Annotated in this window: 26 protein-coding genes; 13 read left to right on the top strand and 13 right to left on the bottom strand. The window is 70.1% G+C overall.

Annotated elements, in window-relative coordinates; genetic code table 11:
* The first annotated feature begins 164 nt into the window (after positions 1 to 164).
* Complete coding sequence (locus tag AC1MGR_RS04930) at positions 165 to 1,502, top strand: GGDEF domain-containing protein (RefSeq protein WP_480233849.1); 1,338 nt, start codon at positions 165 to 167, stop codon at positions 1,500 to 1,502.
* A gap of 24 nt (positions 1,503 to 1,526) precedes the next feature.
* Here the strand turns inward: AC1MGR_RS04930 and AC1MGR_RS04925 are convergent, their stop codons facing one another.
* Positions 1,527 to 1,766 carry a hypothetical protein gene (locus tag AC1MGR_RS04925; protein WP_108038344.1) on the bottom strand — a complete coding sequence of 80 codons (240 nt, stop codon included), beginning with the start codon at positions 1,764 to 1,766 and terminating at the stop codon, positions 1,527 to 1,529.
* An 87-nt stretch (positions 1,767 to 1,853) separates the two neighbouring features.
* Positions 1,854 to 2,084, bottom strand: a complete 231-nt coding sequence (locus tag AC1MGR_RS04920; protein ID WP_480233848.1) for a hypothetical protein — start codon at positions 2,082 to 2,084, stop codon at positions 1,854 to 1,856.
* 119 nt (positions 2,085 to 2,203) lie between these two features.
* On the opposite strand from AC1MGR_RS04920, the gene AC1MGR_RS04915 reads away from it, so the two are divergent.
* Positions 2,204 to 2,428 carry a hypothetical protein gene (locus tag AC1MGR_RS04915; protein WP_480233847.1) on the top strand — a complete coding sequence of 75 codons (225 nt, stop codon included), beginning with the start codon at positions 2,204 to 2,206 and terminating at the stop codon, positions 2,426 to 2,428.
* Between the two features lie 4 nt (positions 2,429 to 2,432).
* Here AC1MGR_RS04915 and AC1MGR_RS04910 read toward each other — a convergent pair whose 3' ends face one another.
* The gene (locus tag AC1MGR_RS04910; RefSeq protein WP_480233846.1) at positions 2,433 to 3,026 is read right to left on the bottom strand and encodes a glutathione peroxidase; all 594 of its coding nucleotides are present in this window, start codon (positions 3,024 to 3,026) and stop codon (positions 2,433 to 2,435) included.
* 193 nt (positions 3,027 to 3,219) lie between these two features.
* Between AC1MGR_RS04910 and AC1MGR_RS04905 the strand changes: the two genes are divergently transcribed.
* Entirely contained in the window at positions 3,220 to 3,756 is a 537-nt protein-coding gene (locus tag AC1MGR_RS04905; RefSeq protein ID WP_480233845.1) for a PRC-barrel domain-containing protein, read from the top strand.
* A gap of 230 nt (positions 3,757 to 3,986) precedes the next feature.
* Here AC1MGR_RS04905 and AC1MGR_RS04900 read toward each other — a convergent pair whose 3' ends face one another.
* Positions 3,987 to 4,421: a response regulator gene (locus tag AC1MGR_RS04900; protein ID WP_108038339.1), complete on the bottom strand. Its 435-nt coding sequence runs from the start codon at positions 4,419 to 4,421 to the stop codon at positions 3,987 to 3,989.
* A gap of 380 nt (positions 4,422 to 4,801) precedes the next feature.
* Here AC1MGR_RS04900 and argJ point away from each other — a divergent pair, with 380 nt between their 5' ends.
* The 4 genes from argJ (at position 4,802) to AC1MGR_RS04880 (ending at position 8,800) form a co-directional block, all read left to right on the top strand.
* Positions 4,802 to 6,052, top strand: coding sequence for a bifunctional glutamate N-acetyltransferase/amino-acid acetyltransferase ArgJ (gene argJ, locus AC1MGR_RS04895; protein ID WP_480233844.1), 1,251 nt, complete (start codon positions 4,802 to 4,804; stop codon positions 6,050 to 6,052).
* Positions 6,049 to 6,783: an SIMPL domain-containing protein gene (locus AC1MGR_RS04890; RefSeq protein WP_480233843.1), complete on the top strand. Its 735-nt coding sequence runs from the start codon at positions 6,049 to 6,051 to the stop codon at positions 6,781 to 6,783. The genes argJ and AC1MGR_RS04890 overlap by 4 nt, the downstream gene beginning before the upstream one ends.
* On the top strand, positions 6,780 to 7,208 hold the full coding sequence (gene mutT / locus AC1MGR_RS04885; protein WP_108038336.1) for an 8-oxo-dGTP diphosphatase MutT: 429 nt from the start codon (positions 6,780 to 6,782) through the stop codon (positions 7,206 to 7,208). Before AC1MGR_RS04890 ends, mutT begins: the two co-directional genes overlap by 4 nt.
* 83 nt (positions 7,209 to 7,291) lie before the next feature.
* Positions 7,292 to 8,800: a DUF6880 family protein gene (locus tag AC1MGR_RS04880; protein ID WP_480233842.1), complete on the top strand. Its 1,509-nt coding sequence runs from the start codon at positions 7,292 to 7,294 to the stop codon at positions 8,798 to 8,800.
* Between the two features lie 13 nt (positions 8,801 to 8,813).
* On the opposite strand, the gene AC1MGR_RS04875 is transcribed toward AC1MGR_RS04880, so the two are convergent.
* Positions 8,814 to 9,173 (bottom strand): DUF427 domain-containing protein, encoded by a 360-nt coding sequence (locus AC1MGR_RS04875; RefSeq protein WP_480233841.1) that lies wholly within the window; start codon positions 9,171 to 9,173, stop codon positions 8,814 to 8,816.
* Positions 9,170 to 10,048, bottom strand: coding sequence for a methyltransferase domain-containing protein (locus tag AC1MGR_RS04870; protein WP_480233840.1), 879 nt, complete (start codon positions 10,046 to 10,048; stop codon positions 9,170 to 9,172). The genes AC1MGR_RS04875 and AC1MGR_RS04870 overlap by 4 nt, the downstream gene beginning before the upstream one ends.
* Before the next feature lie 118 nt (positions 10,049 to 10,166).
* Between AC1MGR_RS04870 and AC1MGR_RS04865 the strand changes: the two genes are divergently transcribed.
* A complete protein-coding gene (locus tag AC1MGR_RS04865) occupies positions 10,167 to 10,397 on the top strand; it encodes a hypothetical protein (protein ID WP_103708401.1) in 231 nt (76 codons plus the stop codon).
* Positions 10,398 to 10,446: 49 nt separating this feature from the next.
* Positions 10,447 to 11,211 carry a ComF family protein gene (locus tag AC1MGR_RS04860; protein ID WP_480233839.1) on the top strand — a complete coding sequence of 255 codons (765 nt, stop codon included), beginning with the start codon at positions 10,447 to 10,449 and terminating at the stop codon, positions 11,209 to 11,211.
* A 10-nt stretch (positions 11,212 to 11,221) separates the two neighbouring features.
* On the opposite strand, the gene AC1MGR_RS04855 is transcribed toward AC1MGR_RS04860, so the two are convergent.
* From AC1MGR_RS04855 to AC1MGR_RS04845, 3 genes are all read right to left on the bottom strand, one after another.
* Positions 11,222 to 12,478 carry an MFS transporter gene (locus AC1MGR_RS04855; RefSeq protein ID WP_480234722.1) on the bottom strand — a complete coding sequence of 419 codons (1,257 nt, stop codon included), beginning with the start codon at positions 12,476 to 12,478 and terminating at the stop codon, positions 11,222 to 11,224.
* 287 nt (positions 12,479 to 12,765) lie between these two features.
* The gene (locus AC1MGR_RS04850; protein WP_480233838.1) at positions 12,766 to 15,516 is read right to left on the bottom strand and encodes a PAS domain S-box protein; all 2,751 of its coding nucleotides are present in this window, start codon (positions 15,514 to 15,516) and stop codon (positions 12,766 to 12,768) included.
* Between the two features lie 182 nt (positions 15,517 to 15,698).
* Positions 15,699 to 15,947, bottom strand: a complete 249-nt coding sequence (locus tag AC1MGR_RS04845) for a hypothetical protein (RefSeq protein WP_480233837.1) — start codon at positions 15,945 to 15,947, stop codon at positions 15,699 to 15,701.
* Positions 15,948 to 16,283: 336 nt separating this feature from the next.
* Here AC1MGR_RS04845 and AC1MGR_RS04840 point away from each other — a divergent pair, with 336 nt between their 5' ends.
* On the top strand, positions 16,284 to 17,207 hold the full coding sequence (locus tag AC1MGR_RS04840; protein WP_108038325.1) for a L,D-transpeptidase: 924 nt from the start codon (positions 16,284 to 16,286) through the stop codon (positions 17,205 to 17,207).
* 96 nt (positions 17,208 to 17,303) lie between these two features.
* On the opposite strand, the gene AC1MGR_RS04835 is transcribed toward AC1MGR_RS04840, so the two are convergent.
* From AC1MGR_RS04835 to AC1MGR_RS04825, 3 genes are all read right to left on the bottom strand, one after another.
* Complete coding sequence (locus AC1MGR_RS04835) at positions 17,304 to 17,498, bottom strand: hypothetical protein (RefSeq protein WP_108038323.1); 195 nt, start codon at positions 17,496 to 17,498, stop codon at positions 17,304 to 17,306.
* A gap of 172 nt (positions 17,499 to 17,670) precedes the next feature.
* Positions 17,671 to 18,033 (bottom strand): DUF6481 family protein, encoded by a 363-nt coding sequence (locus tag AC1MGR_RS04830; RefSeq protein ID WP_480233836.1) that lies wholly within the window; start codon positions 18,031 to 18,033, stop codon positions 17,671 to 17,673.
* Between the two features lie 134 nt (positions 18,034 to 18,167).
* Positions 18,168 to 18,377 (bottom strand): cold-shock protein, encoded by a 210-nt coding sequence (locus AC1MGR_RS04825; RefSeq protein WP_055947623.1) that lies wholly within the window; start codon positions 18,375 to 18,377, stop codon positions 18,168 to 18,170.
* Positions 18,378 to 18,756: 379 nt separating this feature from the next.
* Between AC1MGR_RS04825 and AC1MGR_RS04820 the strand changes: the two genes are divergently transcribed.
* Positions 18,757 to 19,857, top strand: coding sequence for a helix-turn-helix domain-containing protein (locus AC1MGR_RS04820; RefSeq protein ID WP_480233835.1), 1,101 nt, complete (start codon positions 18,757 to 18,759; stop codon positions 19,855 to 19,857).
* A 19-nt stretch (positions 19,858 to 19,876) separates the two neighbouring features.
* On the opposite strand, the gene AC1MGR_RS04815 is transcribed toward AC1MGR_RS04820, so the two are convergent.
* Complete coding sequence (locus tag AC1MGR_RS04815; protein WP_480233834.1) at positions 19,877 to 22,507, bottom strand: bifunctional acetate--CoA ligase family protein/GNAT family N-acetyltransferase; 2,631 nt, start codon at positions 22,505 to 22,507, stop codon at positions 19,877 to 19,879.
* Between the two features lie 167 nt (positions 22,508 to 22,674).
* On the opposite strand from AC1MGR_RS04815, the gene AC1MGR_RS04810 reads away from it, so the two are divergent.
* Both AC1MGR_RS04810 and AC1MGR_RS04805 read left to right on the top strand, forming a co-directional pair.
* Positions 22,675 to 23,358 (top strand): class II aldolase/adducin family protein, encoded by a 684-nt coding sequence (locus tag AC1MGR_RS04810; protein WP_480233833.1) that lies wholly within the window; start codon positions 22,675 to 22,677, stop codon positions 23,356 to 23,358.
* Positions 23,359 to 23,941: 583 nt separating this feature from the next.
* Positions 23,942 to 24,436: a Ros/MucR family transcriptional regulator gene (locus tag AC1MGR_RS04805; protein ID WP_108035369.1), complete on the top strand. Its 495-nt coding sequence runs from the start codon at positions 23,942 to 23,944 to the stop codon at positions 24,434 to 24,436.
* The last annotated feature ends 182 nt before the right edge of the window (positions 24,437 to 24,618 follow it).

Raw genomic sequence — 24,618 nt, 5'->3', positions numbered from 1 at the left:
TCGGGGAAAGCATGCCGACAGGAGTTGCGGTCACTCTTGGCGCAAGGGCCGACTTGGCACAGGGGCCGACTTGGCGCAGAGGCCGAAGTCGCCCCCCCTGACCCTCGCCCGCCTGCCCCGCATCCGCCTGCCCCACATCCGCTTGCCCATGGATTTCCCCGCGCGTGATCGCTTCGTCTGCTGCTCGATCGTCCGACGATCCGGGCTCCCTGTCGTTTCGCACCAGCGACCGTCTGCTGGCGCTCATCGAACGGACGCTGCAGGCGACGCGCTGGCGCCTCGTCTTTCCGCCTGAACTCGAGAGCCGGTTCGAGGCGGAGACCGGACGCCGGCGGGTCCGGCACCTGCGGCGGACCACCCTCATCGGCCTCGCGGTCTTCCACATCTATGCCTGGGCCACCTACGTCACCACGCCCGACGTCGCGACGCTGAACCTAGTCCTGCGGTTCGCCGTGATGACGCCGCTGGCCGTCGGGATCTTCGTGGCCCTGAGCCGGGTGAGCGCCCAGACCCGGGAGGCCCTGTGTGGCCTGGGCGTCCTCGCGGCGGTGCTGATCCCCGTGATCACGCTCTGGCTCGGCCACGGACCCAACGTCGCCCACGCGACCACGGCGATCTGGCTGACGGTGATCTTCGCGAACATCTCCCTGGCGCTCCGGTTCACCTGGGCCTGCATCGTCTCCGGCACCACCGCGCTCGCTGGTGGCCTCGCCATCGCCGCACACCCGGAGATCGCCCCGGACCTCGCGGGACTGGTCCGGCTCGATATGCTGATCGGCATCGCCTTCAGCCTCGGGGCCGCGCATAAGATCGAGAGCGCCAACCGACGCAACTATCTCTATACGCTGCGGGAATCCCTGCGGGCGCAGCAGCTCGTGGTCGCCAATGCCCGCCTGACCCGCCTCTCGACCACCGATCCGCTCACCGGCCTCGCCAACCGGAGGGCCTTCTCGCAACGCCTGGATGCCCTGTGGCAGGCCTCCCGCGACGGCGATCCGTTCGCCTTGATGCTGGTGGATGTCGACCACTTCAAACGCTTCAACGACCATTACGGACACGGGGCCGGCGATGCGTGCCTGTGCGAGATCTCCCGCCTCCTGACCACCCGCGTCAGCGGCACCGCCGACCTGGTGTCGCGCTACGGCGGCGAGGAATTCGCCCTGCTGCTGCCGGGCCTCGACAGCGCGGCGGCCATCGTCCTGGCCGAGCGGGTGCGCCAATCGCTGAATGCCCTCGCCCTGCCCCATGCCGGGCGCGGCGACGGTCTCGACCACGTCACGGTCAGTGTCGGCGTCGCCGCGAGCCCCGATGGCGCGCCCACCCCGGCCGCCCTGGTCGAGGCGGCCGATGCGGCCCTCTACCGGGCGAAATCGGCGGGGCGGAACCGTACCGGATGCGAGGGCATGCCTCCCCGCGCGGAGACCGGCCCCGGTCCCGAGGCCGAGGCACCCCTGGCGGCCTGGCCAGCGGGCGGGACGCCGCCCCGGCGACGCTCGGCCTGAGCGCCACCGGAACGGGACGGGACCTCAGTCGACCACGCGCGCCGTCGGGCGGTCGTTGCCCTGGGCGGTCTCGTCGTGCCAGTCGCCCTTGCTGTCCTGGTAGCGGATCCCCTCCGTCGAGCCCGGAACCTGCTGCTCGGCCGCGGCGGCCTGGGCCGCCTGCAGGGCCTCGTCGTGGCTCGGATAGGTCTCGGAGAACACGTCGCCGACCTTGTAGGCGAAGCCCCCATCGTGCTCGACGATGCGATAGGTGATCTCGGACATCGGCTGTTCCTTCCCGTTTCGCGCACCCGCGCCGGTGCGGGCGCAGCATTCGGGAGGGCGAACACGGGGCGGTTCGGGAGGTTCCGCTCAGTGTCGGGTCGGGGTCGACCAGGACAAGCTGGGAAGGGCTGCGGCGCAGCCCGCGATCAGCGACCCGCGCACGTCGGTCGGGTCGTAGCCCGGCCCGTCCGGAAACCCGATCGCGTGGGTGGTCTCACTGTCGGACCGGCGGATCTGGGCGACCCAGCCCTCCGGCGCCCGCTCGAAGGTGATCTCGAAGACGGTGCCCGCCTGCTCGAACCGGTGCGGCTTCATCATCCCGTTCCTCGACCCCTTCCGCGGCAGCCCGGATCCCTCGGGGATTCCGGAGCGGCCTCTCGCGGGATGTGGGGGTTTGGGGTATCGGGGCAAGGAGTCGGACGACACCGGGAACACGCATGCGCCGCCTTTGCCTCGCTCTTTTCCTGACGCTGCTGGGTGCGGACCAGGGCGCCCGGGCGGAGTTCAGCCTGTTCGGCAGCGCCGATCGCACGCCGGCCAATCCCTTCGCCTCGAATTACGCCTCGCCGCCGGCGCGTGGGACCGCCGAGCGGACCCGGCGCATCCGTCGCGCGCCGCCCCCGTCGGGGTCCCTTCGCCCGCCCCGGGACATCCCGCGCTGACGCCTCAGGCGGCGGGCAGGGCGTTGGCGATCGCGGTGACGATGCGCGGATCGTTGGGTTCCACCGAGGATGGGAAGGCGGCGATCAGGCTGCCGTCGCGGTCGACCAGATACTTGTGGAAGTTCCAGCCCGGCGTGCTGCCGGGCTTCTCGGCGGCGGCCCAGCGGTAGAACGGGTGGGCGGCCGGACCCCGGACATGGGTCTTGGCGGTGACCGGGAAGGTCACGCCGTGGTTCTTGCGGGCGGCTTCCGCGATCGCGACGCCGTCCAGCGGCTCCTGATTGCCGAAATCGGGCGACGGCACCGCGATGACGGTGAGCCCCCGGTCACCGAAGCGGGTCCACAGGCCCTGCAACCCGGTGAATTGCCCGGCATAGCCGCAGGCCGTGGCGGTGTTGACCACAAGGATCGGCCGGCCGGCATAGGCCGAGAGCGGCAGGGTGCCGCCCTCCGGCTTCTCGAAGACGAAGGCACCCGCCTTCAGGGCATCGGCCGAGGCCGGGCGGACTGCGCAGGCGACGGCCCCGCCGAGCAGCGCGAGGGCGTGACGGCGCGGCATCCGCGCGAACCGGACGTTGGGCGGCAAGACGTTCGACATGGTGCGGCACCCCGTGGCGGGCGCGCGGACCGGTTCCGCCGCCCCTGTACCGAGGAATCTAAGGTCCGCGCGGCGTTCGTCCATTCACCATGCCGTATCGCGGGAACCTTTGGCAGAAGCTTGAACTTGAGCGTGTGCCATCACGGCCCAAACTTGTTCGACCTTCGGCTCGACCTCTCGAAAGACTTCGCCCATGCGCAGCCTGTTGCTCGGCACGACTCTCCTCGTTGCCAGCGCCACCCTCGCCCTCGCCCAGTCGCCGGATGCCAACGCGCCCGCCGCCGCGTCGGCACCGGTCCAGGCCGCCCCAGCCACCCTCGCCAATGACCTGCGCCCCACCTTCGTGGTGCAGAACAAGAGCGACATGGTCACCTCGAAGCTCGTGGGCCTGACCATCCAGAACGCCGCGAACGAGACCATCGGCGAGATCGCCGACGTCGTGCTCGACGAGAAGAACACCGTGAAGTCGTGGGTGGTCGGTGTCGGCGGCTTCCTCGGCATCGGTACGAAGTACGTCGCCATCGACCCGAGCGCCATGAAGCTCGTCCGCGTCGACGACGCGACCCTCAAGGCGACCATCGACACCAACAAGGACCAGCTCCGCGCCGCGCCGGAATACGTCTATCTCGGCAAGGCCAAGCCGAACGCCGATTTCAAGGCGAACTCGGATGCCAACAAGACGAGCACGGATGCCAGTCCGAAGCCGGCGGACGCCCCCAAGGCGCAGTGATCCCATCGCGACAGGACGACCGGAAGCCCTCGCATCCCCGCGGGGGATTTTTTCGTTCAGGACCTGCCTCGGGTCAAAACCTGGGTGGTTTGAATCGAAGCGGACCGTCAGACAATCGTCACGTGCCCAGGGTATCCGGCTCGCCGAGCGGAGACGGGCGGCACCGCCGGTCGATCCCGAAACTCACGGTTTGAAGGAAGACGGTCCGTCCGTTTCGAAGGCGGAGGAGATCAGGCGGGGCTGCGCAGGGCGTCCCACACCGTGCTGGCGACGTTGTCGATGCGCCGGATCGCGACCAGACCGTCGCGGTCGTCGGGGAATTGCGCGTCGAACAGCTCTTCGAGCCACTGGGTCGGGTCGTCTTCGCTCGCCAGCGATTCGAGGTCGCTGGCAAAGACGATGCGGAGGTCCGGGCGCAGCGCACGGGCTTCCAAGGCGAGCTTCTGGCAGCAGAGCTTGCCCTGCAGGCTCACGTCGGTGACGAGAACATCGACCGGAAGGCCGAGAGCCAGGACGGTCATTGCGTCGACGCCGCAATCCACCGTGGTGGCCGCGAAGCCTGCGCGCCGGATCTGCGATGTAACCTCATCGCGCCAATGCTTCTGGCGACCGGCGATCAGAACCTGAACGCCGTAGGCGCCACCTGGCGAAGTCGGTCGTTCCATTGTCGAGACTCCCCCCTCGCGCCTGGACATCCGTGCCGATCACCTCGGAAACTGTGCGTCGCAGCATGCTATGTCACGTTCGCGCGCACAGACAAGCCCCCCATCCCGCCGAGGCGGATGTCTTTCGTCCCCCCTTCCGCCCGATCGCGGGAACCGTCGCCCGGAAGAACTCCGGCCTGCCACGATGCTGCATCGCAGCACTTCGGGCCGCCTCCCGGCAGATCCCCGAGACAAGTCCCTGATCCGCCAGGGCTGCTGGCCGGGGCGTGCGATGCGACAGGGACATGACGGTGGTCGTGGTTGACGCGGACGGCGCGCGCGGGGCAACACCGGCCTCGCCGCGCGCCCGAGACGGCCGCAGAGATCCGGAGCCCTCGCCCATGTCGTCTGCCAAGAGCCCCCCCGTCTCGCCGCTGGCGCCCCGGACGCAACCGCAGCTCCCGGCGATTCGCGGTGTCGGGCTCGCGACCGCGCAGGCGGGCATCCGCTATTCCGGCCGGACGGACGTGCTCTATGTGGCGCTCGCCGCGGGCACGCAGGCCGCCGGCGTGTTCACCCGCTCCAAATGCCCCTCCGCGCCGGTGGACTGGTGCCGCGAGGCCCTGGGCCGTGCGGGCGCCCGCGCCCTCGTGGTGAATTCCGGCAACGCCAACGCCTTCACGGGCCTGCGCGGACGCGAGGCCGTGGCGCTGACGGCGCGGATCGCCGCCGAGGCGGCGCAGTGCCAGCCGGAAGAGATCTTCATCGCCTCCACCGGCGTGATCGGCGAACCCCTCGACGCCACGAAGTTCGAGGGCGTGCTCGCCGACTGCGCCGGCCGGACCCGGGACGGCGCGGAGGCCTGGGCCGCCGCCGCCCAGGCGATCATGACCACCGACACCTTCCCGAAGCTCGCCACGCGCCAGACCAGCATCGACGGTGTCACCGTCACCCTCAACGGCATCGCCAAGGGTGCGGGCATGATCGCCCCCGACATGGCGACGATGCTGAGCTTCGTCTTCACCGACGCCGCCCTGCCCCAGGATGTCCTCCAGACCCTGCTTACCGCCGGCACGGCCACGAGCTTCAACTGCGTGACGGTCGACGGCGACACCTCGACCTCCGACACCCTCATGCTGTTCGCGACGGGCGCGGCCGGCAACGCCGCGATTTCCGATGCGGGCGATCCGCGCCTCTCCGCGTTCCGCGCCGCCCTGCTCGACCTGCTGGTGGAGTTGGCCCAGCTGGTCGCCAAGGACGGCGAGGGTGCCCGCAAGTTCGTCACCGTGCAGGTCACCGGCGCGACCTCCGACGCCTCGGCCCACCGCATCGCCATGTCGATCGCGAACTCGCCCCTGGTGAAGACCGCCATCGCGGGCGAGGACGCCAATTGGGGCCGGGTGGTGATGGCCGTCGGCAAGGCCGGCGAGCCGGCCGATCGCGACCGCCTCGCGATCTGGTTCGGCGACGTGCGCGTCGCCCGCGAGGGCGCCCGCGATCCCGATTACAGCGAGGCGGCGGCGAGCGCGGTGATGCGCGAGCCCGACGTCACCGTGCGGGTGGAGCTCGGCCTCGGCGCGGGCAGCGCCCGCGTCTGGACCTGCGACCTGACCAAGCTCTACATCGAGATCAACGGGGATTATCGCTCGTGAGGCGCGCGGGGGCGTTCTCCCTCCTGGCCCTTGCCCTGCTCGGCGCCCCCGGCGCAGTGCGGGCCGAGGACAGGCCGGGTCCGGCCGAGGGTCGGATCAGCGTCGTCGGACGCGCCCGCTCCGAGGTCGCGCCGGACTTCGCCTCGGTGGAGATCGGCGTCGAGGCCAGGGGCGCGACCCCGGCCGCGGCCCTCGACGGCGCCAGCACCGCCGCGAAGGCGATCCTGGCACTGGCTGCCGACTTCAAGGTGCCGGAGGCCGATCTCGGCACCTCCGCCGTGACGCTGCAGCCGGTCACTCGCTCGGTCCGGCAGCCGGACGGGTCCTTCGCCGAGAAGCCGGACGGCTACCGCGCCAGCAACACCGTGCGGGTGCGCCTGGCCGATATGGGCCGCCTCGGCGACCTGATGCGCCGGGCCCTCGACGGCGGTGCGAACCGCATCGACGGCGTCGGCTTCGGCCTGCGCGATCCCGATGCCGCCGAGAGCGCCATGCGCAGCGCGGCGATGAAGGACGCGCGGGCCCAGGCCGAGCGGCTGGCCGAGGCCGCCGGCGTCAGCCTCGGGCGGGTGGTGTCGATCCAGTCCCCCGCGACGGGCAGCGCCCCGCCGGTCGCCTTCGCGGCGCCCGCGCCGATGCGGGCCAAGCGCGGCGGTGCTCCGGTGCCGCTCGTCGCCGGCACCATCGAGACCTCTGCCGACGTCGCCGCGACCTTCGCGATCGCCCCGTGAGCACGCCGTCGCCCGCGCCCCTGCGCATCCTCCTCGTCGTCGCCGTCGCGCTGGTCGACAGCGATGGGCGCGTGCTCCTCGCCCAGCGCCCGCCCGGCAAGCAGCTCGCCGGCCTCTGGGAATTTCCAGGCGGCAAGGTCGACCCGGGCGAGCGGCCGGAGGAGACCCTGATCCGCGAGCTCGCCGAGGAACTCGGCATCACCGTGCAGGAGGCCTGCCTCGCCCCCCTCACCTTCGCGAGCCACGCCTACCCGGATTTCCACCTCCTGATGCCGCTCTACATCTGCCGGCGCTGGGACGGGCTGCCGCGCTCCCTGGAGGGTCAGGCGCTGAAATGGGTGCGCCCGCGCGACCTCAAGGACCAGCCGATGCCGCCGGCCGACGCGCCGCTGATCCCTTTCCTGTTGGATCTGCTCGGCCCCTGATCCAAGTCTGAGAGACAGATCCCGTCCGGCGCGATCTGCCCCGTCGGGAAAGGACTTGCTCGTCGGGAGAGGGAGAGCGGTGCATGGTACGCAGGGCAGCGGCGAAACCGGCGGCGAAGGCGAATTCCGGTCGGCCGCCCGTCGCGGACAGAGCCGCTGCCGGCAAGCCCAAGCGCGCCTCGCGCAAGACCACGCCGAGCCCCGAGACCCTGACGGAACTCGGGCTGGAGCGCCTGATCGGCCTCGTCCTGTCCGAGACGGCGCGCAATCCGACCTTCAAGAAGCTTGTGACCGCGGCGGTGGCGAGCCTGCAGGGGCCGGATGCCATCGCGGCGCTGATCGACCGGCGCCTCACCGCCCTGGAGCGCGGCCAGGGCTACATCGACTGGCAGAAGCAGCGCGCCTTCGCCGCCGACCTCGACGCGATGCTGACCACGGTGGTGACGGAGCTCGCCGCCCTCGATCCCCGCGCGGCCCTCGACCGGCTGATCCGCTTCCTCGGGGGTGCCGGCGACGTCCTCGGGCGGGCGGAAGATTCGAGCGGGCGCATCCACGGCGTCTACGAGCGCGCGGCCGATGCGGCCGCCGCCCTGATCGTCGACCTGCCCGCGGAGGAAGCGGCGGGGGTCGCCACGGGGCTGGTGACCCGCCTCGGCGCCGACGGGTGCGGCTTCGTCGAAACCCTGCTGCACGACCTGATCCCACGGCTGCCCGAGGCGGCCCTGGCGCCCCTCGATGCGGCCCTCGCGGACGCGACGCCCCCGGCCGCGGAAGGCCGGACCGGCGGCCAGAAAGCCTGGGCCTCCCAGCTCGCCCGCAGCCGCCTCGTGCGCATGCGCCAGGCCCTCGCCGACCGGGCGGGCGACGTCGACGCCTTCATCGCCTTCGAGCGGGCGGTGTCCCCCGAACAGCCGGACCGGGTGCGGATCGCCGAGCGGCTGCTCGCGGCGGGCCGGGCCCCGGAGGCCCTGGACTGGATCCGCCGGCGGCAGAAGCGCGGCCCGGTGGTGGTCACCCGGGAGGCCCTGCTGACGGGGCAGTTCGACCACGATGCGCCGGAGCGGGCGCGCCAGGCCCTGGAGATCCGCATCCTCGATAGCCTCGGCCAGACGGAGGCGGCGCAGGCCCTGCGCTGGGAGGCCTTCGGGCACAACCTCGACCCGGCGATGCTGCGGGCCTACCTCGCGAAGCTGCCCGACTTCGAGGACGACGCGGCGCTGGATCGGGCCTTCGATCAGGCGCGGGCCCATCCCGATCGCTACCGGGCGCTCGCCTTCCTCACGCAGTGGCCGAATCCGGCCTGCGCCGCACGCCTGGTCATGGCCCATCGCGGCAGTTGGGACGGGAACCGCTACGAGATCCTGGCGCCGGCCGCCGAGGCCCTGGAACGGACGCAGCCCGAGGCGGCGGCCGAGCTCTACCGCCTGCTCATCGATTCCATCCTGGAGCACGGGCGCAGCGCCGCCTACGGCCACGCCGCCCGGTACCTCGAGGCCCTCGACGGGCTGACGGAGGATCCGGAGGCCTATCGCGGCACGCTGCGCCGCCTGCACGGGCGCAAGGCCGCGTTCTGGTCCCAGGTCCGGGACTGACGGACGCGCGGCGTCAGCCCTGCTCGATCGGGTCGATCTTGTCCGGATAGAAGGCGAGGTGCCCGGCGATGGCGGTTACCGCCGGATAGGGGGCCTCGTAGCTCCAAACCGCATCGGACTGCGTGGCGTCCGGCGTCGTCAGCGTGAAGTAGCAGGCATCCCCCTTGTACGGACAGTGGCTTCGGCGGGCACTGGGGGTGAAATGCGCCCAGCGGGCGTCGGCCCGCGGGATGTAGAACACCGGCGGATAATTCGCCTCGGTGAGCACGAGGGCGGCCTCGGTCTCAGCAAGCAGCGTCCCTGCGAGGCGAATCCGCACGCGGCCCGGATGCGGCGCGATGGCGATCGGGTGGTCGGGTCCGGGCTCTCTCATGGATCCTGTCCTTCGGGCTTGCGTTCGGTGGTACCCAGGGCCTCGGCGAGGCGCGTCTGCGCCGTGCCGGGCTTCAGGGGCTTCTGCTGGCTCGCGTGCGGGGCCCAGCCGGAGAGCCAGAGGATCTCGAAGCTGGCGCGCAGGCGCCCGTCGGGATCGGCGAAGCGCTCGGCGTAGAGCGCAGCGGCGCGCAGGAGCGTGTCGCGGCGCAGGGGTGTGCGGCGGCGATCGTTCAGGACGTTGGTCAGCCCCATGGCGCGCAGGTCGTGCATCAGCGCGAAGGGGTCGCGGTAGCGCACCGTGACGGTCTCGACATCGGTGACCGGCAGGGCAAATCCGGCCCGCTGCAGCAGGCTGCCCATCTCGCGGACCTCGGCGAAGGGCGCGACGCGCGGGCTGACGCCGCCCTCGACCTCGCTCTCCGCCTGCCCAAAGACCTGGCGCAGCTCGGTCAGGGTCCGGCCGCCGAGGAGGCAGCCGATGAACAGCCCGTCGGGGCGCAGGGCCCGACGCAGCTGCGCCAGGGTGCCGGGCAGGTCGTTGACGTGCTGCAGGGCGAGGAGTGAGACGGCGAGGTCGAATCGGCCCGGGGCCAGCGGCAGCGCCTCGGGATCGGCCAGCACCGCCCCGGCCTCCGCCCGCGGCGCGAGGCGCGTGACCCGCTCGACCCGGCCGGAGGCACGCAGGTGCTCGGCCGCGAGGGCGGACGGGGTGCCGAGGTCGACGGCTTCCGAAAAGGTCCGCAGCACCGCCCCCAGGCGGTCGTCGAGATCCTCGACCACCCGGCGCAGCAGGAAATCGGCATAGCCGGCCCGGTGGGCACGGGCGAGGCGGCGGCGGGCGAGGCCCGTATCGAACAGCGGTGGCGCGGTCATCACGATCTAGATGGCGCGCCGGGTCCGCGCCCGCCAGCGGCAATCGGGACGGAACGTGACTCCGTTCCTCGCTGTTGAGCCCCAGCGATTCGACGACGAATCAAGGAGATCAGACGCCATGAAGTCCATTCTGTTCGGCGCGGCCCTCACCCTCGCGGGAATCAGCCTCGCCACCACCGGCGCCGAGGCCAAGGGCTGCATCAAGGGCGCCCTCGTCGGCGGCGTCGCCGGCCACATGGCGGGCCATGGCGTGATGGGAGCCGCGGCAGGCTGCGCCGTCGGCCGCCACCAGGCCAACAAGCGCGACCGCGAGCAGAACCAGGCGCAGCCGCAGCAGCCGGCCCGCTGAAGACAACCCAGGATCGTATTTCAGCGATGCGGGTGGTAGGGTTGCCATCATGGCTCCCGCCGCCCGCGTCGTCACCATCGGATTCCGTGCTGTTCTCCGCGGCGCTCTTGCCCTGGTCTATCCGCCGACCTGTCCGGGCTGCGGCAGCGCCATCGCCGACCCACACGCCCTCTGCGCCCGCTGTTGGTCGGGCCTGCGCCTGATCGCGCCGCCCTGTTGCGACCGCTTCGGCACGCCCTTCGCCGTCGACCACGGCACCGGCACCCTGCTCTCCCCGCGCGCCATCGCGGATCCGCCGGTCTTCGCGCAAGCGCGGGCGGTGGCGCTCTACGAAGGGGTCGCCCGCGACCTCGTCCATCGCCTGAAATACGAGGATCGCCTGGATCTCGGCCCCGTCCTCGCCGGGATGATGGCGGGGGCCGGCGCGGAACTCCTCGCCCGTGCGGATTGCCTCGTCCCGGTACCGCTCCACCGCTGGCGCGTATGGCGGCGGCGCTTCAATCAGGCAGCGCTCCTGGCACGGCGGATCGGCCGGATCGCGGGGCGGCCCGCCGTGCCGGGCTACCTCGCGCGCGTAAAGGCGACGCGCCCGCAGGTCGGCTTGAGCCGGGTGGCCCGGGCGACGAACCTCCAGGGCGCCTTCCGGGTGCCGGAGGCGATGCGGCCGCGGCTGCAGGGCCGGAAAGTCCTCCTCATCGACGACGTAATGACCACCGGCGCGACGGCCAACGCCGCCGCGCGGGTGCTCCTGCGCGGCGGCGCTTCGGCCGTGGATGTCCTGACCTTCGCGCTGGTGGCGGAGGAGATCGGCTAGGAGACGACGGTCAGGCGGTCAGCGGGCCGAGGCGGCCGGCCTCGGCATGTTCCGGCGTGCCGGGCGTCAGAACCTTGCCGCGCGGGCCGACCCAGGTGCCGACCCACTTGCGCTGCCAAACCAGCAGGCAGACCAACACCAGTGCGGCGAAGATCGCGTAGCCGACGAAGCCGAGGGCGAAGGACCCGGTGTACTGCTTCGACAACCCCATCACGTTGGGGAGAATGGCGCCCCCGAGGGCCCCGACCTCGCCGATCATCGAGCCGGCCACCGCGGTGTTGGCGGGCCAGCGCAGGGGCACGAGTTGAAACAGGGCGCCGTTGCCGGCCCCGAGGGCAGCGAAGCACAGCATGAACAGGGCCGTGGTCAGCGCCAGGGAGGGCGAGGCGGTCAGGAGCAGGAACGAGCCCACCGCGGCGAGCAGCACGACGGACAGCACCAGGATGCCGCCGAGGCGGTCGGCGAAGTAGCCGCCGACCACGCGGATGCCGGAGCCCATCAGGGCGGCCAGCATGGTGAGGCGCCCGGCCTCGACCTTGGTCACGGCGAACTGCTCGTAGAAGAAGGTCGGCAGGAAATTCGACAGGCCGATGAAGCCGCCGAAGGTGATGATGTAGATCAGGTTGAAGGCCCAGCCGTCCTTCTGGAACAGGCAGGAGACGTGCTCCTTGAAGGATTGGTGCTCGGCGTCCGGCGGCTCCTTGGCGAAGACGATCATCACGAGGAGCGGGATCGCCATGACGCAGCCGGCAAAGCCGTAGACGGTCTGCCAGCCATAGGCCTGGGCCAGGGGCGGCGCGAACAGCACGGCCAGCACCGTCCCGGAATTGCCGGCGCCGGCGATGCCCATGGCGAGGCCCTTGTGCTCCTTGGGGAACCAGCCGGAGCCGAGGGAGAGGGCGACGCCGAAGGAGGCGCCGGCGATGCCGAGAAGCACGCCCATGGCGAGCACCTCGTCGTAGGTGTTCACGTAGAAGAAGCCGAAGGCCATCGCGATCATGATCACCGTCATCTCGGTGATGGCGGCGTTCTTGCGGCCGATATACTGGGCCAGCACCCCGAGCGGGAAGCGCATGACCGCGCCAGCCAGGATCGGCAGAGAGATCATGAACCCGGTCTGGGCGGGGGTCAGCTTATAGGTCTCGGTGATGAACGGGCCCATGGCACCGTTGAGCACCCAGATCGCGAAGCAGAAATCGAAGTAGAGGAAGGCAGCGAACAGGGTCGGAGGATGACCGGATTTCATCACGGTCTTGAAGCTGGCCATGGAGTGCGTCTCGAGGTTCGCGGCCGCAGGACGGCCGCTCATGCCAAGGGATCCGGACTCACGCCGTCCGCGTGCGGGGCGCCTTTGCCCCGCGCGTCGCCGACCGGCGACGGATCGAGCCAAGCACCGAACGTGCCAGTTCCCGGTACGCCATTCCCTTCGAGCCGGGCCGACGCACAGACCCGATGGGCAGGCCCGCCCGGGCCGCCGTCAGGATCGCCACATTGCCGCGCGAGACGGCAGTGCCCAGCAAATATCCAGGGTTCACCGCCCGGTCGGGCGCCGGCTCAGCCGTCGGCCTGGAAGGCCGCCAGGGGCGCGGCGATGGCGCAGGTGACGCCGTCGACGGGGAAATCGAGGGCGATGGTGCCACCGACCTGGCCGGCGAGGCCGCGCTCGATGAAGCGCGAGCCGAACCCCTTGCGCGTCGGCCGTGTCACCGGGGGCCCACCGATCTCGGCCCAGGAGAAGGCGAGGGTCGGCTCGCCGCTCTCGTCGCGGACCTCCCAGCGGATCGCCACATGGCCGTCCTCGTCCGAGAGCGCTCCGTACTTGGCCGCGTTGGTGGCGAGTTCGTGCAGCATCAGCGCCAGGGACAGGGCCGGCTTGGCCCCGATCTCGAGCTCCGGCCCGTCGAGGCGGAAACGGCCCTCGCGATCCTCGTGCAGTTTCAGGGCGCCCCGCACCACCGGGCCGATCAACGTACTGCCGAGGGCGCCGCCCATCAGGAGATCGTGCGCCTGGCCCAGCGCGATCAGCCGCCCGGCGAGCACCTCCTTGGCCGTGTCGACGTCGATGGCGCTGCGCATGGTCTGGGTCGCGATCGACTGCACCATCGCCAGCAGGTTCTTCATGCGGTGGCTGAGTTCGCGATTGACCAGTTCCTGCTGCTCCTCGGCCCGCAGGCGAGCCACGGCGGCGCGGGTGCGGTCGACCACATTGCGCACGAAGTCGAGGATGTCCGGCGTCCAATCGCGCCGCTTCGAATCGTGCAGGCAGAACACGGCCACGAGCTGCCCGCGCTCCATCAGCGGCAGGTTGATCACGGTCCGCACGTCGAGAGCGCGGAACGCCCCGGACCGGTCGGCGGTGCGGGGGTCGGTCTCCACGTCCGCGATGACGACGTCGCGCCCCTGGCGCAGCTCCTGCAGGTAGGAGCCGTAATCGGCGTAGCGGTGTCGCCCGACGAGGGTACTGGCCCCCGGTACGGTCCAGTCCCGGACGATGTCGAGATAGGCGCCGGAATCGTCCAGCACGCCGTAGGCGGCCCGGGTCAGCCCGAGGGTCCGGCCCGCGATCTCGGCGGCCACGAAGGCGATCTCGCCGGGATCCTGCAACTCGCGCAGGCGCTCGCCGAGCTCGACCAGGGCCGCCTGCCGCTCCTCGGCGCGCTTGCGCTCGGTGATGTCCACCGACGCGCCCGGAAACCGCAGCGGCGTCCCGTCGGCGGCGCGCACCAGGCTTCCCCGGGCGATCACCCAGCGATGGGAGCCGTCCGGCTGGAGGATCCGGTACTCGCAGGCGAATTCCTTGGCGCCCGCGAAGAGGCGGTCGAGCTCCGCCTGGAAGCGCGGCATGTCGTCGGGATGGAAATTGCGGATGTAGTCCGCCAGGGGCGCCCCCAGGGCGGCGCGCTCCGGATCGACGGTGTAGATCCGCGCGAAGTTCGGATCGGCATAGATCACGTCCTCGCGCAGATCCCAGTCCCAGGTGCCGATCATGCCGGAGGCGTTGAGGGCGAGGCTCAGGCGCTCCTCGCTCCGGCGCAGGCGGGCATTGGCCGCCTTGCGCTCGGTGACGTCGGTGAGGGTCAGGACGGCGCCCTGCACCACCCCGTCCTCCACGATGGGCGCGTTGTTGGTGATGACCTCGATGGGCGATCCGTCCTGGCGGAAGAACGTCGCCTCGCGGTCGCGCAAGGCCACGCCGCTGCGCAGGGAACGGACGACCTCGCACGTCTCCCGGGGGAACGGCCGCCCGTCGGGATGGTGGTGGTGCGCCGTGTCGTGGAGATTGCGGCCGATCAGGCTGCCGCGCGGCCAGCCCAGCATCGCCTCGGCGGCGGGGTTGGCGAAGGTGACGACGTCGTCCTCGCTGAGGCGGACCACCGCCTCGCTGAGGTGGTCGGTGACGGTCTGCAGCAGGGCCGTCTGCTTGCGCAGGGCCTCGTCGGCCTGGCGCTGGGCCGTGCGGTCGCGCAGGATCTTGAGATAGCCGACCTGCCGGTCCGCCTCGTCCCTGAGGGGCATCATCTCGCCCATGCCCCAGAAGCGCGAGCCGTCCTTGCGCATGTGCCAGCGCTCGTCGTTGGCCCGGCCGAGATCGCGGGCGAGGCGCATCTCGTGATCGGGCATTCCGCGCGCGCGGTCCTCAGGCGTGAAGAAGAGTTCGGCGGGCTGGCCCAGGATCTCGGCCTCGCTCCAGCCGAGGACGCATTCGGCGCCCGCATTCCAGCTCGTGACCCGGCCGGCGAGATCCAGGGTGACGATGCCGTAATCGATGGCGCTCCCGATGATCGCCGCGTTGTGCCGGTCGCTCGCGCGTCGCTCCTTCAGGGCACGTCGCAGGTTGAGCTCGGTCATCACCCGGCCGGCGAGGGTGCGCAGGATGAAGCCCTGCGCCTCGGAGAGCTGGCGCGGCCGGGTGTCGAGGACACAGAGGGTCCCCAGGGCCGCCCCCTCCGGCGTGCGCAGGGGCATGCCGGCATAGAAGCGGACATGCGGCTCGCCGGTGACGAGGGGATTCTTCGCCGTGCGCGAATCCCGCGTGGTGTCGGGAATGACGAACAGTCCGTCCTGGCGCACCGCGTGGGCGCAGATCGACTCCGCGAGCGAGGTCTCGGCGCGCGCGAATCCGACCCGCGCCTTGAACCACTGGCGGTCGGCATCCACCAGCGAGACCAGGGAGACCGGCATCTCCAGCAGTCGGGATGCGAGCGTCACGATATCCTCGAACGCGTCCTCGGGCGCGGTGTCCAGGATGTCGTAGCGCGACAGGGCCTCGGGCCCCGTCTCGGGCGCATCGCCGGTCCTACTCAATCGTCCCTCCGGCCACGCTCCTGCCGATGCGCCTCGCCGATGTCCGAAGCGGCCGACCCCACGACCCGGTGCGTGGCCCGACCAGCTTTACCGGTGCGCGCACGATTATCCTACGATCAACCGCGCGCGGATCATCAATTTTGCGCAAATCAATTTTGCGCGGCCCGGATCGGGCCGTAACCTCACCGGCAGACCGTGACGCTGCGCACGACCCAACCCTCCTCGCCCTGCCAGAGCTTGCGCCGGGTGCGCTGGCAGGCGGGGTTCTCGGGCTCGCTGGAGGTCCAGCTCGTCACCGGAGCGGTGGACGCCGGCGGGGGCGGAGTCCGGCTGCGGCCGGCCTGCCCCTCCGCCGGCACGAGAGCGACGAGCAGCAGCGCCGCGAGCGCCAGATGGGGCGCGCGGTTGCGGGGACGCGGAGGGACCGGCACGGGTCGCGTTCCATGATTTCGAGAGCGGGGCTTTGCGAATGCCCACCTATGTCGGCACGGCCCGGCGTTTTGCAACGGGCCCGCAACGGGATCGCGGCCCCGGTCACCGTTTTTTCGCCGACATGGTGAAAGCGTGTTGCCGACGTATTCGCGCCGGTCTTCGGAAGCATTTCCGGATGGTTTCCGAAGCCGGTGATTGTGCCCGCACTGCATCGCCCGCGAACTTTAGCGCCGGTGCAGGGCTGCCCTTCGTTCAGACGACGTGACGGACCTGCTTCGACTTGCTAGGCCCGGGCTCGAACGACCCTTCTCCGACGACTTCCCGAGCACCGTCCCATGTCCCAGACGACCCGCCGCACGCTTCTTTCCGGGGCGACGACGAGCCTCGCGCTCCTCACCCCCGTCGGGTCCGCCCTCGCACAGGGACGCGGCCTCTTCGGCGGCGCCATCGACGGCGACGGCCCCTACGACGACGAGCGCCTCTATCGAGACGAGAACGGGCGGCTCTACCGGCGCCGCGGCGGCCAGTACGTGCCCTATTCCGAGCGCGGCTCCGAGCGCGATCTCGACCCGGTCCGGAGCCAGCGCGGCCGCGCCGCCGTGGCGGACGATCCGGAGGCGGATCTCTACGCCCCGCGCCAGGTGCCGCCGGCCTCGGCCCAGCAGACCGCCCCGGCCAAGCCCGTCGACAACGGCCCCATCGATTTCAACCGCGCCTACGCGGCGATCACCGACGAGCCGTTCCCGGTCTATGCCTTCAACTGGCGCAAGGCGAACCCGTCCTTCCTTCGTCAGGAGGTGGCCTATACGGGTTCGGAGACCCCGGGCACGATCGTGGTCGATCCGCGGGCCCACCACCTGTTCCTGGTCCAGCCGAACGGCCGGGCGCGGCGCTACGGCGTCGGCGTCGGCAAGCAGGGCTTCTCGTGGTCCGGCGCCTCGACGGTGAACTCGAAGCAGATGTGGCCGGACTGGTACCCGCCCAAGGAAATGATCGCGCGCACCCCGAAACTGGCCCGCTCGGTTTCGCAACTCCAGAGCGGCCTCGGCGTACCCGGCGGCGCGCACAACCCCCTGGGCGCACGGGCGCATTACCTGTGGCAGGGCAACAAGGACACCCTCTACCGCATCCACGGTACCCTTGAGCCAGAGTCGATCGGCAAGAGCGTCTCGTCCGGTTGCATCCGGATGATCAACCAGGATGTCATCGATCTGTACGGCCGCGTCGAGATCGGCTCCCGCGTGGTGGTGCTGACCTAACGCAAACGGCCTCCCCCTCACGGCGTGAGGGAGAGGCCGCTGACAGTCGGACGAGAAGGAGCGCGCTCCGCGTCATCTGACGCGGAGCAGCGCCGCTCAGGCCTCGGTGATCTCGCCCTCGCGCACGGCGCGCTCGCTGCTGCCGGACTTGATGCGGTAGAACGGCTCGCCGGTCTGGTCCTCGGGCACGAGGCGGACGATCTCGAAGATGTCCGTGATGTCGGACTTCGGTGCGGTGTAGCCGATCTGGGCGCGGCGCACGCGCTGGCCGAGCTTGAACTTGTGGGACATGGCGCTTGTCTCCTCGCTGGAAGTCCGGCGGACTGACGTCGCGCCTGGGGTGGGTCCGCCCGATGCAGCGGTCCCGGTGATGAGGCTCGTCCCGGGGACGCACCCGGCCGGCGGATTTGCGCCGAATCCGCCGTGCGGTCGCGGGATCGAACGATCCCGCCAACCGAAAACCTCAGCGGCGCGCCTTGGCCTTGCGGGCAGCGTAGCGCGCGTCGCGCTGGGCCTTCTGCTCCAGGCGTGCGGCGGCGGCCTGGGCCACCTTCTCCTCGGCGGCGCGAATCTCCTCGGCGGCCTGACGCTCGCGCTCGGCCTCGGCCTCGGCAGCGCGCTGCGCCTCGGCCTCGAGCCGGGCCTGCTCACGGGCTGCGACACGGATCTCGCGCTCCCGGGCGATCTGGGCCCGCTCCGCCTTGCGGGCGACCACGGCCGGATCATCAGCCGCCGGGCGGTCACGGAAGCGGGCCAGCGCCGCGGCGCGGGCTTCGGTCGCGGCCTTGAGGCGGTCGGTCATCGAGTTCGGGTTGAATTGGCTCACACAGGATCCTGTCATGCGGGAGGCCGCCGACGGCGCGCTCCCCTGGAATCGGGTCTCAGAACACAAGCAAGCCGCCTCCCATCCGGGAAGCGGCTCTCGAAACAGGTCGGGCTCCACAGGGGAACCCGCCGTGATCAGACGGTCTGGAGGCTGCCGGCGGACTGCTTGCCGCTGCGCTTGTCGGTTTCCATCTCGTAGGAGACCTTCTGGCCTTCCGCGAGGCCGCGCATGCCGGCGCGCTCGACGGCCGAGATGTGCACGAACACGTCGCTTCCGCCGTTATCCGGCTGGATGAAACCGAAACCCTTTGTCTCGTTGAACCACTTAACAGTACCGACAGCCATCGTATTCCTTCGCCCTTGCGGGCTTCATCTACCGGAGGTCCACGCGATCATGCGCGGCCGTCTCCGTTACCAGTTCAAGACATAGATCTCTGTCACACGATTTCGTAACGAAACCGCGCCACCGAGGTTCTGCCGTTGAATTGATAGTGAATGTCTACGCGCTTCGCAGCCGATTAGCAAATCGAATTTCAAATCAGGCGACCCACGGCGCAAATCCCGCCGTCGAAATATCTGTGCGGACGGGCTGTATCGTCCGCTTTTTTCGCTGAAACGCGCATGGCAATTCTAGTGTCAGCGTCCCGGTTCGCTTCCGGTCCGAAGGCCCAGGCGAGCGGACACAGGCCGCGCCGACAGCACCGATCCCGCCGGGGCCGCAACCTTGCGGACCGATCCGGCCGGCAGGACGGAACCCAACGACGTCAATCTTATTAATGACGTCGTCCCCGCGCCCAACAGTCGTGACCTAGCCTTGTACGCTTCGCCATCAGACCAACATCCTGCAGACGGGACGTTCCCACTCCGAAGCGTGCAGTTTTCGAGCCACGATTACCCGCAGGAAGACGCCGAGCAGGCCTATCAACTGATGTTTGCCAGCTCGGCGCTGGTGACGCCCCTGGTGACACCTTTCCACGTCGAAATCGCCAGTTTCTGGTCGGAACACCTGCGGTTTCATTTCATGGACGGCGTGCCGTTCATCTTTCACCGGCCAGCGCAGAAACTCGGCTTCGACGGCCTCGATACGATCGTTCTCCAGCATGTCGAGACCGGCGCCATCGTCGGCAACTTCGATGGCCGCGAGGTGCGGACCGGAGCCGGGTCCGTCTACGCCATCGACTTCTCCCGGCCGGTGATCATCCGCGACGCCGAGAGCATTCCGAGGCAGCGACGCAATTTCGTCGGCATGCCGCGGACCTTCGCCCGCCGCTGGTTCGGCCCCCTGGATGCGCTCCACGGCCTCGTCATTTCGCCGGACATCGCCGCGCCCTACACCTCCCATCTCCTGCGCCTGCGCGACCGCCTTCCGCATCTGACCGCCCTCGATGCCGAGACCCTCGCCCACACCGCGACTCTGATGGCGCAGGCCATCACCGCCGCCCTCGGGCATGGCACGTCCCTCAGCGATCCGGCGCGACAGCATCAGAAGGCCCGTCTGTACATCGAGGCGAATCTCGGCAATCCGAACCTCAGCGCCGCCGATGTCGCGCGCAGCATCGGCGCCTCGCGCTCCAAGCTGTTCGCGATGTTCCAGCCGGTGGGCGGGGTCGAATGCTTCATCCGCTCCGCCCGGCTGGAGCGGATCAAGGTGGCACTCAGCGCCCCGGCGCAACCCCATCCCATCGCCGTGCTCGCGGAGGCGGTCGGGTTCCGTAGCGCGGCCCAGCTCAGCCGCCTGTTCCGGCAGCATTACGGGATGACCCCGTCGCAATTCAGCGCCAGCGCCGACCCCGGTGGGGTCCGGCGGATCGCCGAGAGGGCGTGAAACCGGTCGGGCCTGTACGCTACAGGGCGAGCGAGACCTTGATCACGCCGCCATCCTCCTTGTCGGGCCGGGAGGTGAAGCCGAGCTGGCGGCAAACCGCGAGCATGGGCCGGTTCTCCCGCAGCACCGTCCCCTCCACGCGGGAGAGCCCCTCGATGCGGGCCCAGTCGATCATCAGACTCATCAGGGCATGGCCGAGGCCGGTGCCCTTGCGGTCGCCGTGGATCAGGATGGCATATTCGCCGCTCTCATGGTTGGCGTCGGCATGGAGCCGCACGGCGCCGAGCATCGTCCCAGTAGCGGCATCAATCGCCACGAAGGCGATGGCGCGGGCGTAGTCGAGCTGGGTCAGCTTGGCGAGGAAGGCATGGTTGAAGTCCCGCACGGGCGCGAAGAAGCGCAGACGCAGGTCCTCCGCGCTGACCGACTGGAAGAAGGTCAGGAACAGCGCCTCGTCCTCCGGCCGCACCGGCCGCACCAGGATGGTCTCGCCGCGGAGATGCAGGGTGCGCTCCCACTCGACCGGATAGGGCCGGATCGCGAAGCGCGGATGGTAGGCCCCGCGGGCCCGCCGACCCGTCGCGGCGTCGGGCGCCACCATCACGCGGGCATCGAGGGCGAGCGCGCCGGTCTCGTCGGCGAGGAGCGGGTTGATGTCGAGTTCGCGCACCTCCGGGCAGTCGGCGGCCAGTTGGGCGAGCTTGACCAGCACCAGGGCGACCGCGTGCCGGTTCACCGCCGGCACGTCGCGATAGGCCGCGAGACGCCGGGCGACACGGGTCCGGTCGATCAGCTCCGAGGCGAGGCGCAGGTCGAGGGGGGGCAGGCCGAGGGCCCGGTCGTCGATGACCTCAACCGCCGTGCCGCCACGCCCGAACACCACCACCGGTCCGAAGGTCGGGTCCTCGGCGAGCCCCGCGATCAACTCACGCTGCTTGCCGCGCCGGATCATCGGCTGGACGGCGAAACCGGTGATCCGCGCCTCCGGCGCCAGCCGCCGGGCCCGGGCAAGGATGTCGGCGGCGGCGGCCCGCACGTCGGCCTCGCTGGTGAGATCGAGGCGCACGCCGCCGATGTCGGACTTGTGCACGATGTCGGGCGAGACGACCTTGAGGGCCACGGCCCCGCCCTGTGCGATGATGGGCCACGCGGCCGTCGCGGCGGCGTCGATGTCGGGCGCCAGCGTCAGGGGCACGCTATCAATGCGGTAGGCGGCGAGGAGATCGGCCACCGCGACGGGGTCGAGCCAGGTCTGCCCCTGGGCCACAGCGCGTGCGACCACCGCGCGGGCCGCCTCAACGTCCGGTGAGAAATCCCGCGGCAGCGAATCCGGCGTGCGCATCAGGTCGTCCTGCGCCTCGCGATAGCGCACGAGGTGCAGGAATCCCTCGACGGCGGCGTCCTCGGTGGAGAAGCGCGGGATGCCCGCGGCGGCGAGGCGTCCGACCGCCTCGGCCTCCTCGCCGATCGTCACGGCGAAGACCGGCTTCTTGCGCGCCCCGTTCCGGCGGATCCGGCTCACGGTGTCGGCGATCGCTCCGGCGACCTCCGTGCCGTCCGATCGTGCCGTCGGAACGTGGACGGCGAGCACCGCGTCGTTGCCCGGATCCGCCAGCAGCGGTGCGAGGGCCTCCGCGTAGGCCTCCGGTCCGGCGGCGACGCCGAGATCCACGGGATTTCCGAGCGTCCCGGCCGCCGCGAGGGTGCCGCCGCGATCCGCGAGCCGGTCGGCCGCCAGGGCACCGATGCCGCGCCCGTTGCCCAGGATCGCGAGACGATGCCCCGGGAAGGGGCGTTGGCGCCCGAGGGTCTCCACCGCGGAAAACATCGCATCCAGGCTCTCGACCGCGAGCAGGCCGGCGCGGCGGAAGGCTGCCTCGTAGACCGTGTCGGGCCGGGCGAGCGCGCCCGTATGGGTCGCGGCATGCCGAGCCGGGGCGCGGTGGCGCCCCGCGCGCAGCACCACGACAGGCTTGGCACGCGCAGCCGCCCGCGCCGCCGACATGAACTTGCGCGCATCCACGACCGCATCCAGGGAGAGCAGGATCGCCCGGGTGCGAATGTCGGCCGCGAAGTGGTCGAGGCAATCCGCGACGTCGATATCGCAGGCGATGCCGAGGGACAGCACCGCCGAGAAGCCCACGTCCCGGCGTGCCGCCCATTCGACGATGCCGGCGGCGACCGTGCCCGACTGCGAGACCAGCGCCAGGTCGCCGGCCTTGGGGGCCCGGGCCAGGAGGCTCGCATCGAGATGGGCGCCGGGAACGGAGAGACCGATGCTGCCGGGCCCGAGGAGACGCAGGCCGTGGCGGCGAGCCTCCGCCTGCGCCGCTTCGCAGACCGCATCGCTGACATCCGGCGTGAGGATGACGGCACTGGCCGCTCCGCGTCGCCCGGCCTCCGCGATCTGATCGGGAATCGCCTCGGCCGGGGTCGCCAGGATGACGAGGTCCGGCGCCTCGGGAAGGTCGGCGAAGTGCGGGATCAGACCGGCGGCCGCATCGGAACCGAGGCAATGGATCGGCCCGGGAAAGCCGCCGCGACGGAGGTTGGCCAGGGCCGCCTCGGCCAGCCCGTCGGGACCGGCCTCGAGGCCGACCAGGGCGATGGCGCGCGGGGCGACGAGCGCCTCGAAGCGGTACGTACTCATCGGCAGAACTGCCTCTGCTCGGGTGACGGGGCGACCGCCCCTGAACCGTCCCGGCCTCAGGAGCGTCGCCGGCTCGGGAACCGGGCCGGACGGCGAGCGCGCCCGGCAGGCGGTGTTATAGACCGCCTGCGCCCGACCGGTAGGGCGTTCCGCGTCCGGAGACCCGCATGCCGTCCCAGCCTCCCTCCCCCGCCCTCGAACCAGCGGACGGAACGATCCGTGCCGACATCGTCGCCGCCATGCGCGAACTCCTGACGCTCGGTCTGAGCCAGGGCACCTCCGGCAACGTGTCGGTGCGGGCGGGCGACGGCTTCCTCGTCACGCCGTCCGGCATTCCGGCCGAGACCCTGCGCCCGGAGGATATCGTGGCGATGCGGTTCGACGGCGGTTTCACGCACCCGCTCGCCCCCTCGTCCGAGTGGCGCTTCCACCGCGACATCCTCGCGGCACGCCCGGAGGTGAACGCCGTGGTCCACGCGCACCCGACCCACTGCACCGCCTTCGCGATCTGCGGGCAGGACATTCCGGCGGTGCATTACATGATCGCCGCGGCGGGAGGACCGACCGTGCGCTGTGCTCCCTACGCCCCCTACGGGACCGAGGCCCTGTCGGCGGCGGCCCTGACGGCCCTGGCGGGACGGATGGCCTGCCTGCTGGCCAATCACGGCATGATCGCCGTCGGACCCGATCTCCGGAAAGCCCTCTGGCTCGCGGTCGAAGTGGAAGCGCTCTGCCACCAATATGCGGTGGCGCTTCAGGTCGGACATCCCGTCGTTCTGCCAGATGACGAGATCTGGAGAACGGTGGAGCGATTCAAGTCTTACGGTCCGCGCAGCCGAACGGACGGGTGATCAGGTCTCATACGGCCGGGACCGGCGCCGAAATCGTCCATTCCGGACCTTTTCGGCCGGACCTGCGTAGATTTTTACGCAGGCGGACCCGCGACAGGAAGAAAATTCCGCGCGGCCTCCACAGCCTGTGCGGGCAAGCGCGCCTACAAATTTTGTATTCAAGAGCTAATTTTGTTCTCCGTCTGGTTTTGCCCGTAATCGGCCCCATAGATCCGCTTTGGACCAGATTTCAGACCAGACTTGGTCTGAATGAGATCATATCTCCCCCCGTAGAAAATTATTTTTCTGGTTCACGAATGTGAACCTTGAGGCATTAATGCGCCCGGTCGCCCAGTCCGTGCAGGAACAGGGAAAACAGCGCAAATTTAGTCCGGTTTTTCGGAATGGCAGTGCCGGCTGGTCTATTCCAGTTCACCAGAAATCAACCGGATACGACCTATGCGAGACCTGATGAGCCTCTTGCCTTTTTCTTTGCGTCATCATAGCAAGCAGCAAGTCACAACCAACACACGGCACCCAAACCTCCCAAACGGCACGACGCCTTCGGGGCGGGCGGTATTCGAAACGCAACGAGAGATTCAGAATGAGCGCTGAGAACGGAATCCTGCCGGACTACATCGAGCTCGCGGCAGACATCGTATCCGCATTCGTGAGCAACAACTCGGTTCCGATCGCAGACCTGCCGGCCCTGATCGGCTCGGTTCACGCCACCCTGGGTAAGCTCAACCAGGTCGGGACCGAGGAGAAGGCGGAGCCTCTGACCCCCGCGGTATCCATCAAGCGCTCGATCACGCCGGACTACGTCGTCTGCCTGGAGGATGGAAAGAAGTTCAAGTCTCTCAAGCGTCACCTGCGCACGCGCTACGAGATGACGCCCGAGCAGTATCGGACCAAGTGGAACCTTCCGAGCGACTACCCGATGGTCGCCCCGAACTACGCGGCCGCCCGGTCGGAGTTGGCCAAGAACATGGGCCTCGGCCAGCAGCGTCGGAAGCAGGAGAGTGTGCCCGCCGAGTCCGAAGCCAAGGCCGGGGCGGCTCCGCGGGGACGTCGGCCGAAGGTGGCGGCTCAGGCCTGACGCCGGATCCCAATCGGTGCTGGATAGGTGGTAAACAAGGCCGAGGCGCTACGCTCCGGCCTCGTTCGACTTTCTGCAGCACGCATTTGTCCACAGCTTGTCGACCGCCCTTGCACTGACCTTGCCAGATCTGGCGAAAGAGTTCGTTTCACAGGTCAGGTGTGTATTCGAACCGGCATGGG

Source organism: Methylobacterium sp. BI1, from assembly GCF_056680125.1.
The sequence above is the reverse complement of the archived record's forward strand: the minus strand, read 5'-3'. Positions and strand labels throughout refer to the sequence as shown.

Excerpts from the sequence above, each read along its gene's own strand:
- AC1MGR_RS04925 (WP_108038344.1), bottom strand. The coding sequence starts at position 1,766 with ATGTCCGAGATCACCTATCGCATCGTCGAGCACGATGGGGGCTTCGCC.
- AC1MGR_RS04920 (WP_480233848.1), bottom strand. The coding sequence starts at position 2,084 with ATGATGAAGCCGCACCGGTTCGAGCAGGCGGGCACCGTCTTCGAGATC.
- AC1MGR_RS04915 (WP_480233847.1), top strand. The coding sequence starts at position 2,204 with ATGCGCCGCCTTTGCCTCGCTCTTTTCCTGACGCTGCTGGGTGCGGAC.
- AC1MGR_RS04910 (WP_480233846.1), bottom strand. The coding sequence starts at position 3,026 with ATGTCGAACGTCTTGCCGCCCAACGTCCGGTTCGCGCGGATGCCGCGC.
- AC1MGR_RS04905 (WP_480233845.1), top strand. The coding sequence starts at position 3,220 with ATGCGCAGCCTGTTGCTCGGCACGACTCTCCTCGTTGCCAGCGCCACC.
- AC1MGR_RS04900 (WP_108038339.1), bottom strand. The coding sequence starts at position 4,421 with ATGGAACGACCGACTTCGCCAGGTGGCGCCTACGGCGTTCAGGTTCTG.
- argJ (WP_480233844.1), top strand. The coding sequence starts at position 4,802 with ATGTCGTCTGCCAAGAGCCCCCCCGTCTCGCCGCTGGCGCCCCGGACG.
- AC1MGR_RS04880 (WP_480233842.1), top strand. The coding sequence starts at position 7,292 with ATGGTACGCAGGGCAGCGGCGAAACCGGCGGCGAAGGCGAATTCCGGT.
- AC1MGR_RS04875 (WP_480233841.1), bottom strand. The coding sequence starts at position 9,173 with ATGAGAGAGCCCGGACCCGACCACCCGATCGCCATCGCGCCGCATCCG.
- AC1MGR_RS04870 (WP_480233840.1), bottom strand. The coding sequence starts at position 10,048 with ATGACCGCGCCACCGCTGTTCGATACGGGCCTCGCCCGCCGCCGCCTC.
- AC1MGR_RS04865 (WP_103708401.1), top strand. The coding sequence starts at position 10,167 with ATGAAGTCCATTCTGTTCGGCGCGGCCCTCACCCTCGCGGGAATCAGC.
- AC1MGR_RS04860 (WP_480233839.1), top strand. The coding sequence starts at position 10,447 with ATGGCTCCCGCCGCCCGCGTCGTCACCATCGGATTCCGTGCTGTTCTC.
- AC1MGR_RS04855 (WP_480234722.1), bottom strand. The coding sequence starts at position 12,478 with ATGGCCAGCTTCAAGACCGTGATGAAATCCGGTCATCCTCCGACCCTG.
- AC1MGR_RS04840 (WP_108038325.1), top strand. The coding sequence starts at position 16,284 with ATGTCCCAGACGACCCGCCGCACGCTTCTTTCCGGGGCGACGACGAGC.
- AC1MGR_RS04835 (WP_108038323.1), bottom strand. The coding sequence starts at position 17,498 with ATGTCCCACAAGTTCAAGCTCGGCCAGCGCGTGCGCCGCGCCCAGATC.
- AC1MGR_RS04825 (WP_055947623.1), bottom strand. The coding sequence starts at position 18,377 with ATGGCTGTCGGTACTGTTAAGTGGTTCAACGAGACAAAGGGTTTCGGT.
- AC1MGR_RS04815 (WP_480233834.1), bottom strand. The coding sequence starts at position 22,507 with ATGAGTACGTACCGCTTCGAGGCGCTCGTCGCCCCGCGCGCCATCGCC.
- AC1MGR_RS04810 (WP_480233833.1), top strand. The coding sequence starts at position 22,675 with ATGCCGTCCCAGCCTCCCTCCCCCGCCCTCGAACCAGCGGACGGAACG.
- AC1MGR_RS04805 (WP_108035369.1), top strand. The coding sequence starts at position 23,942 with ATGAGCGCTGAGAACGGAATCCTGCCGGACTACATCGAGCTCGCGGCA.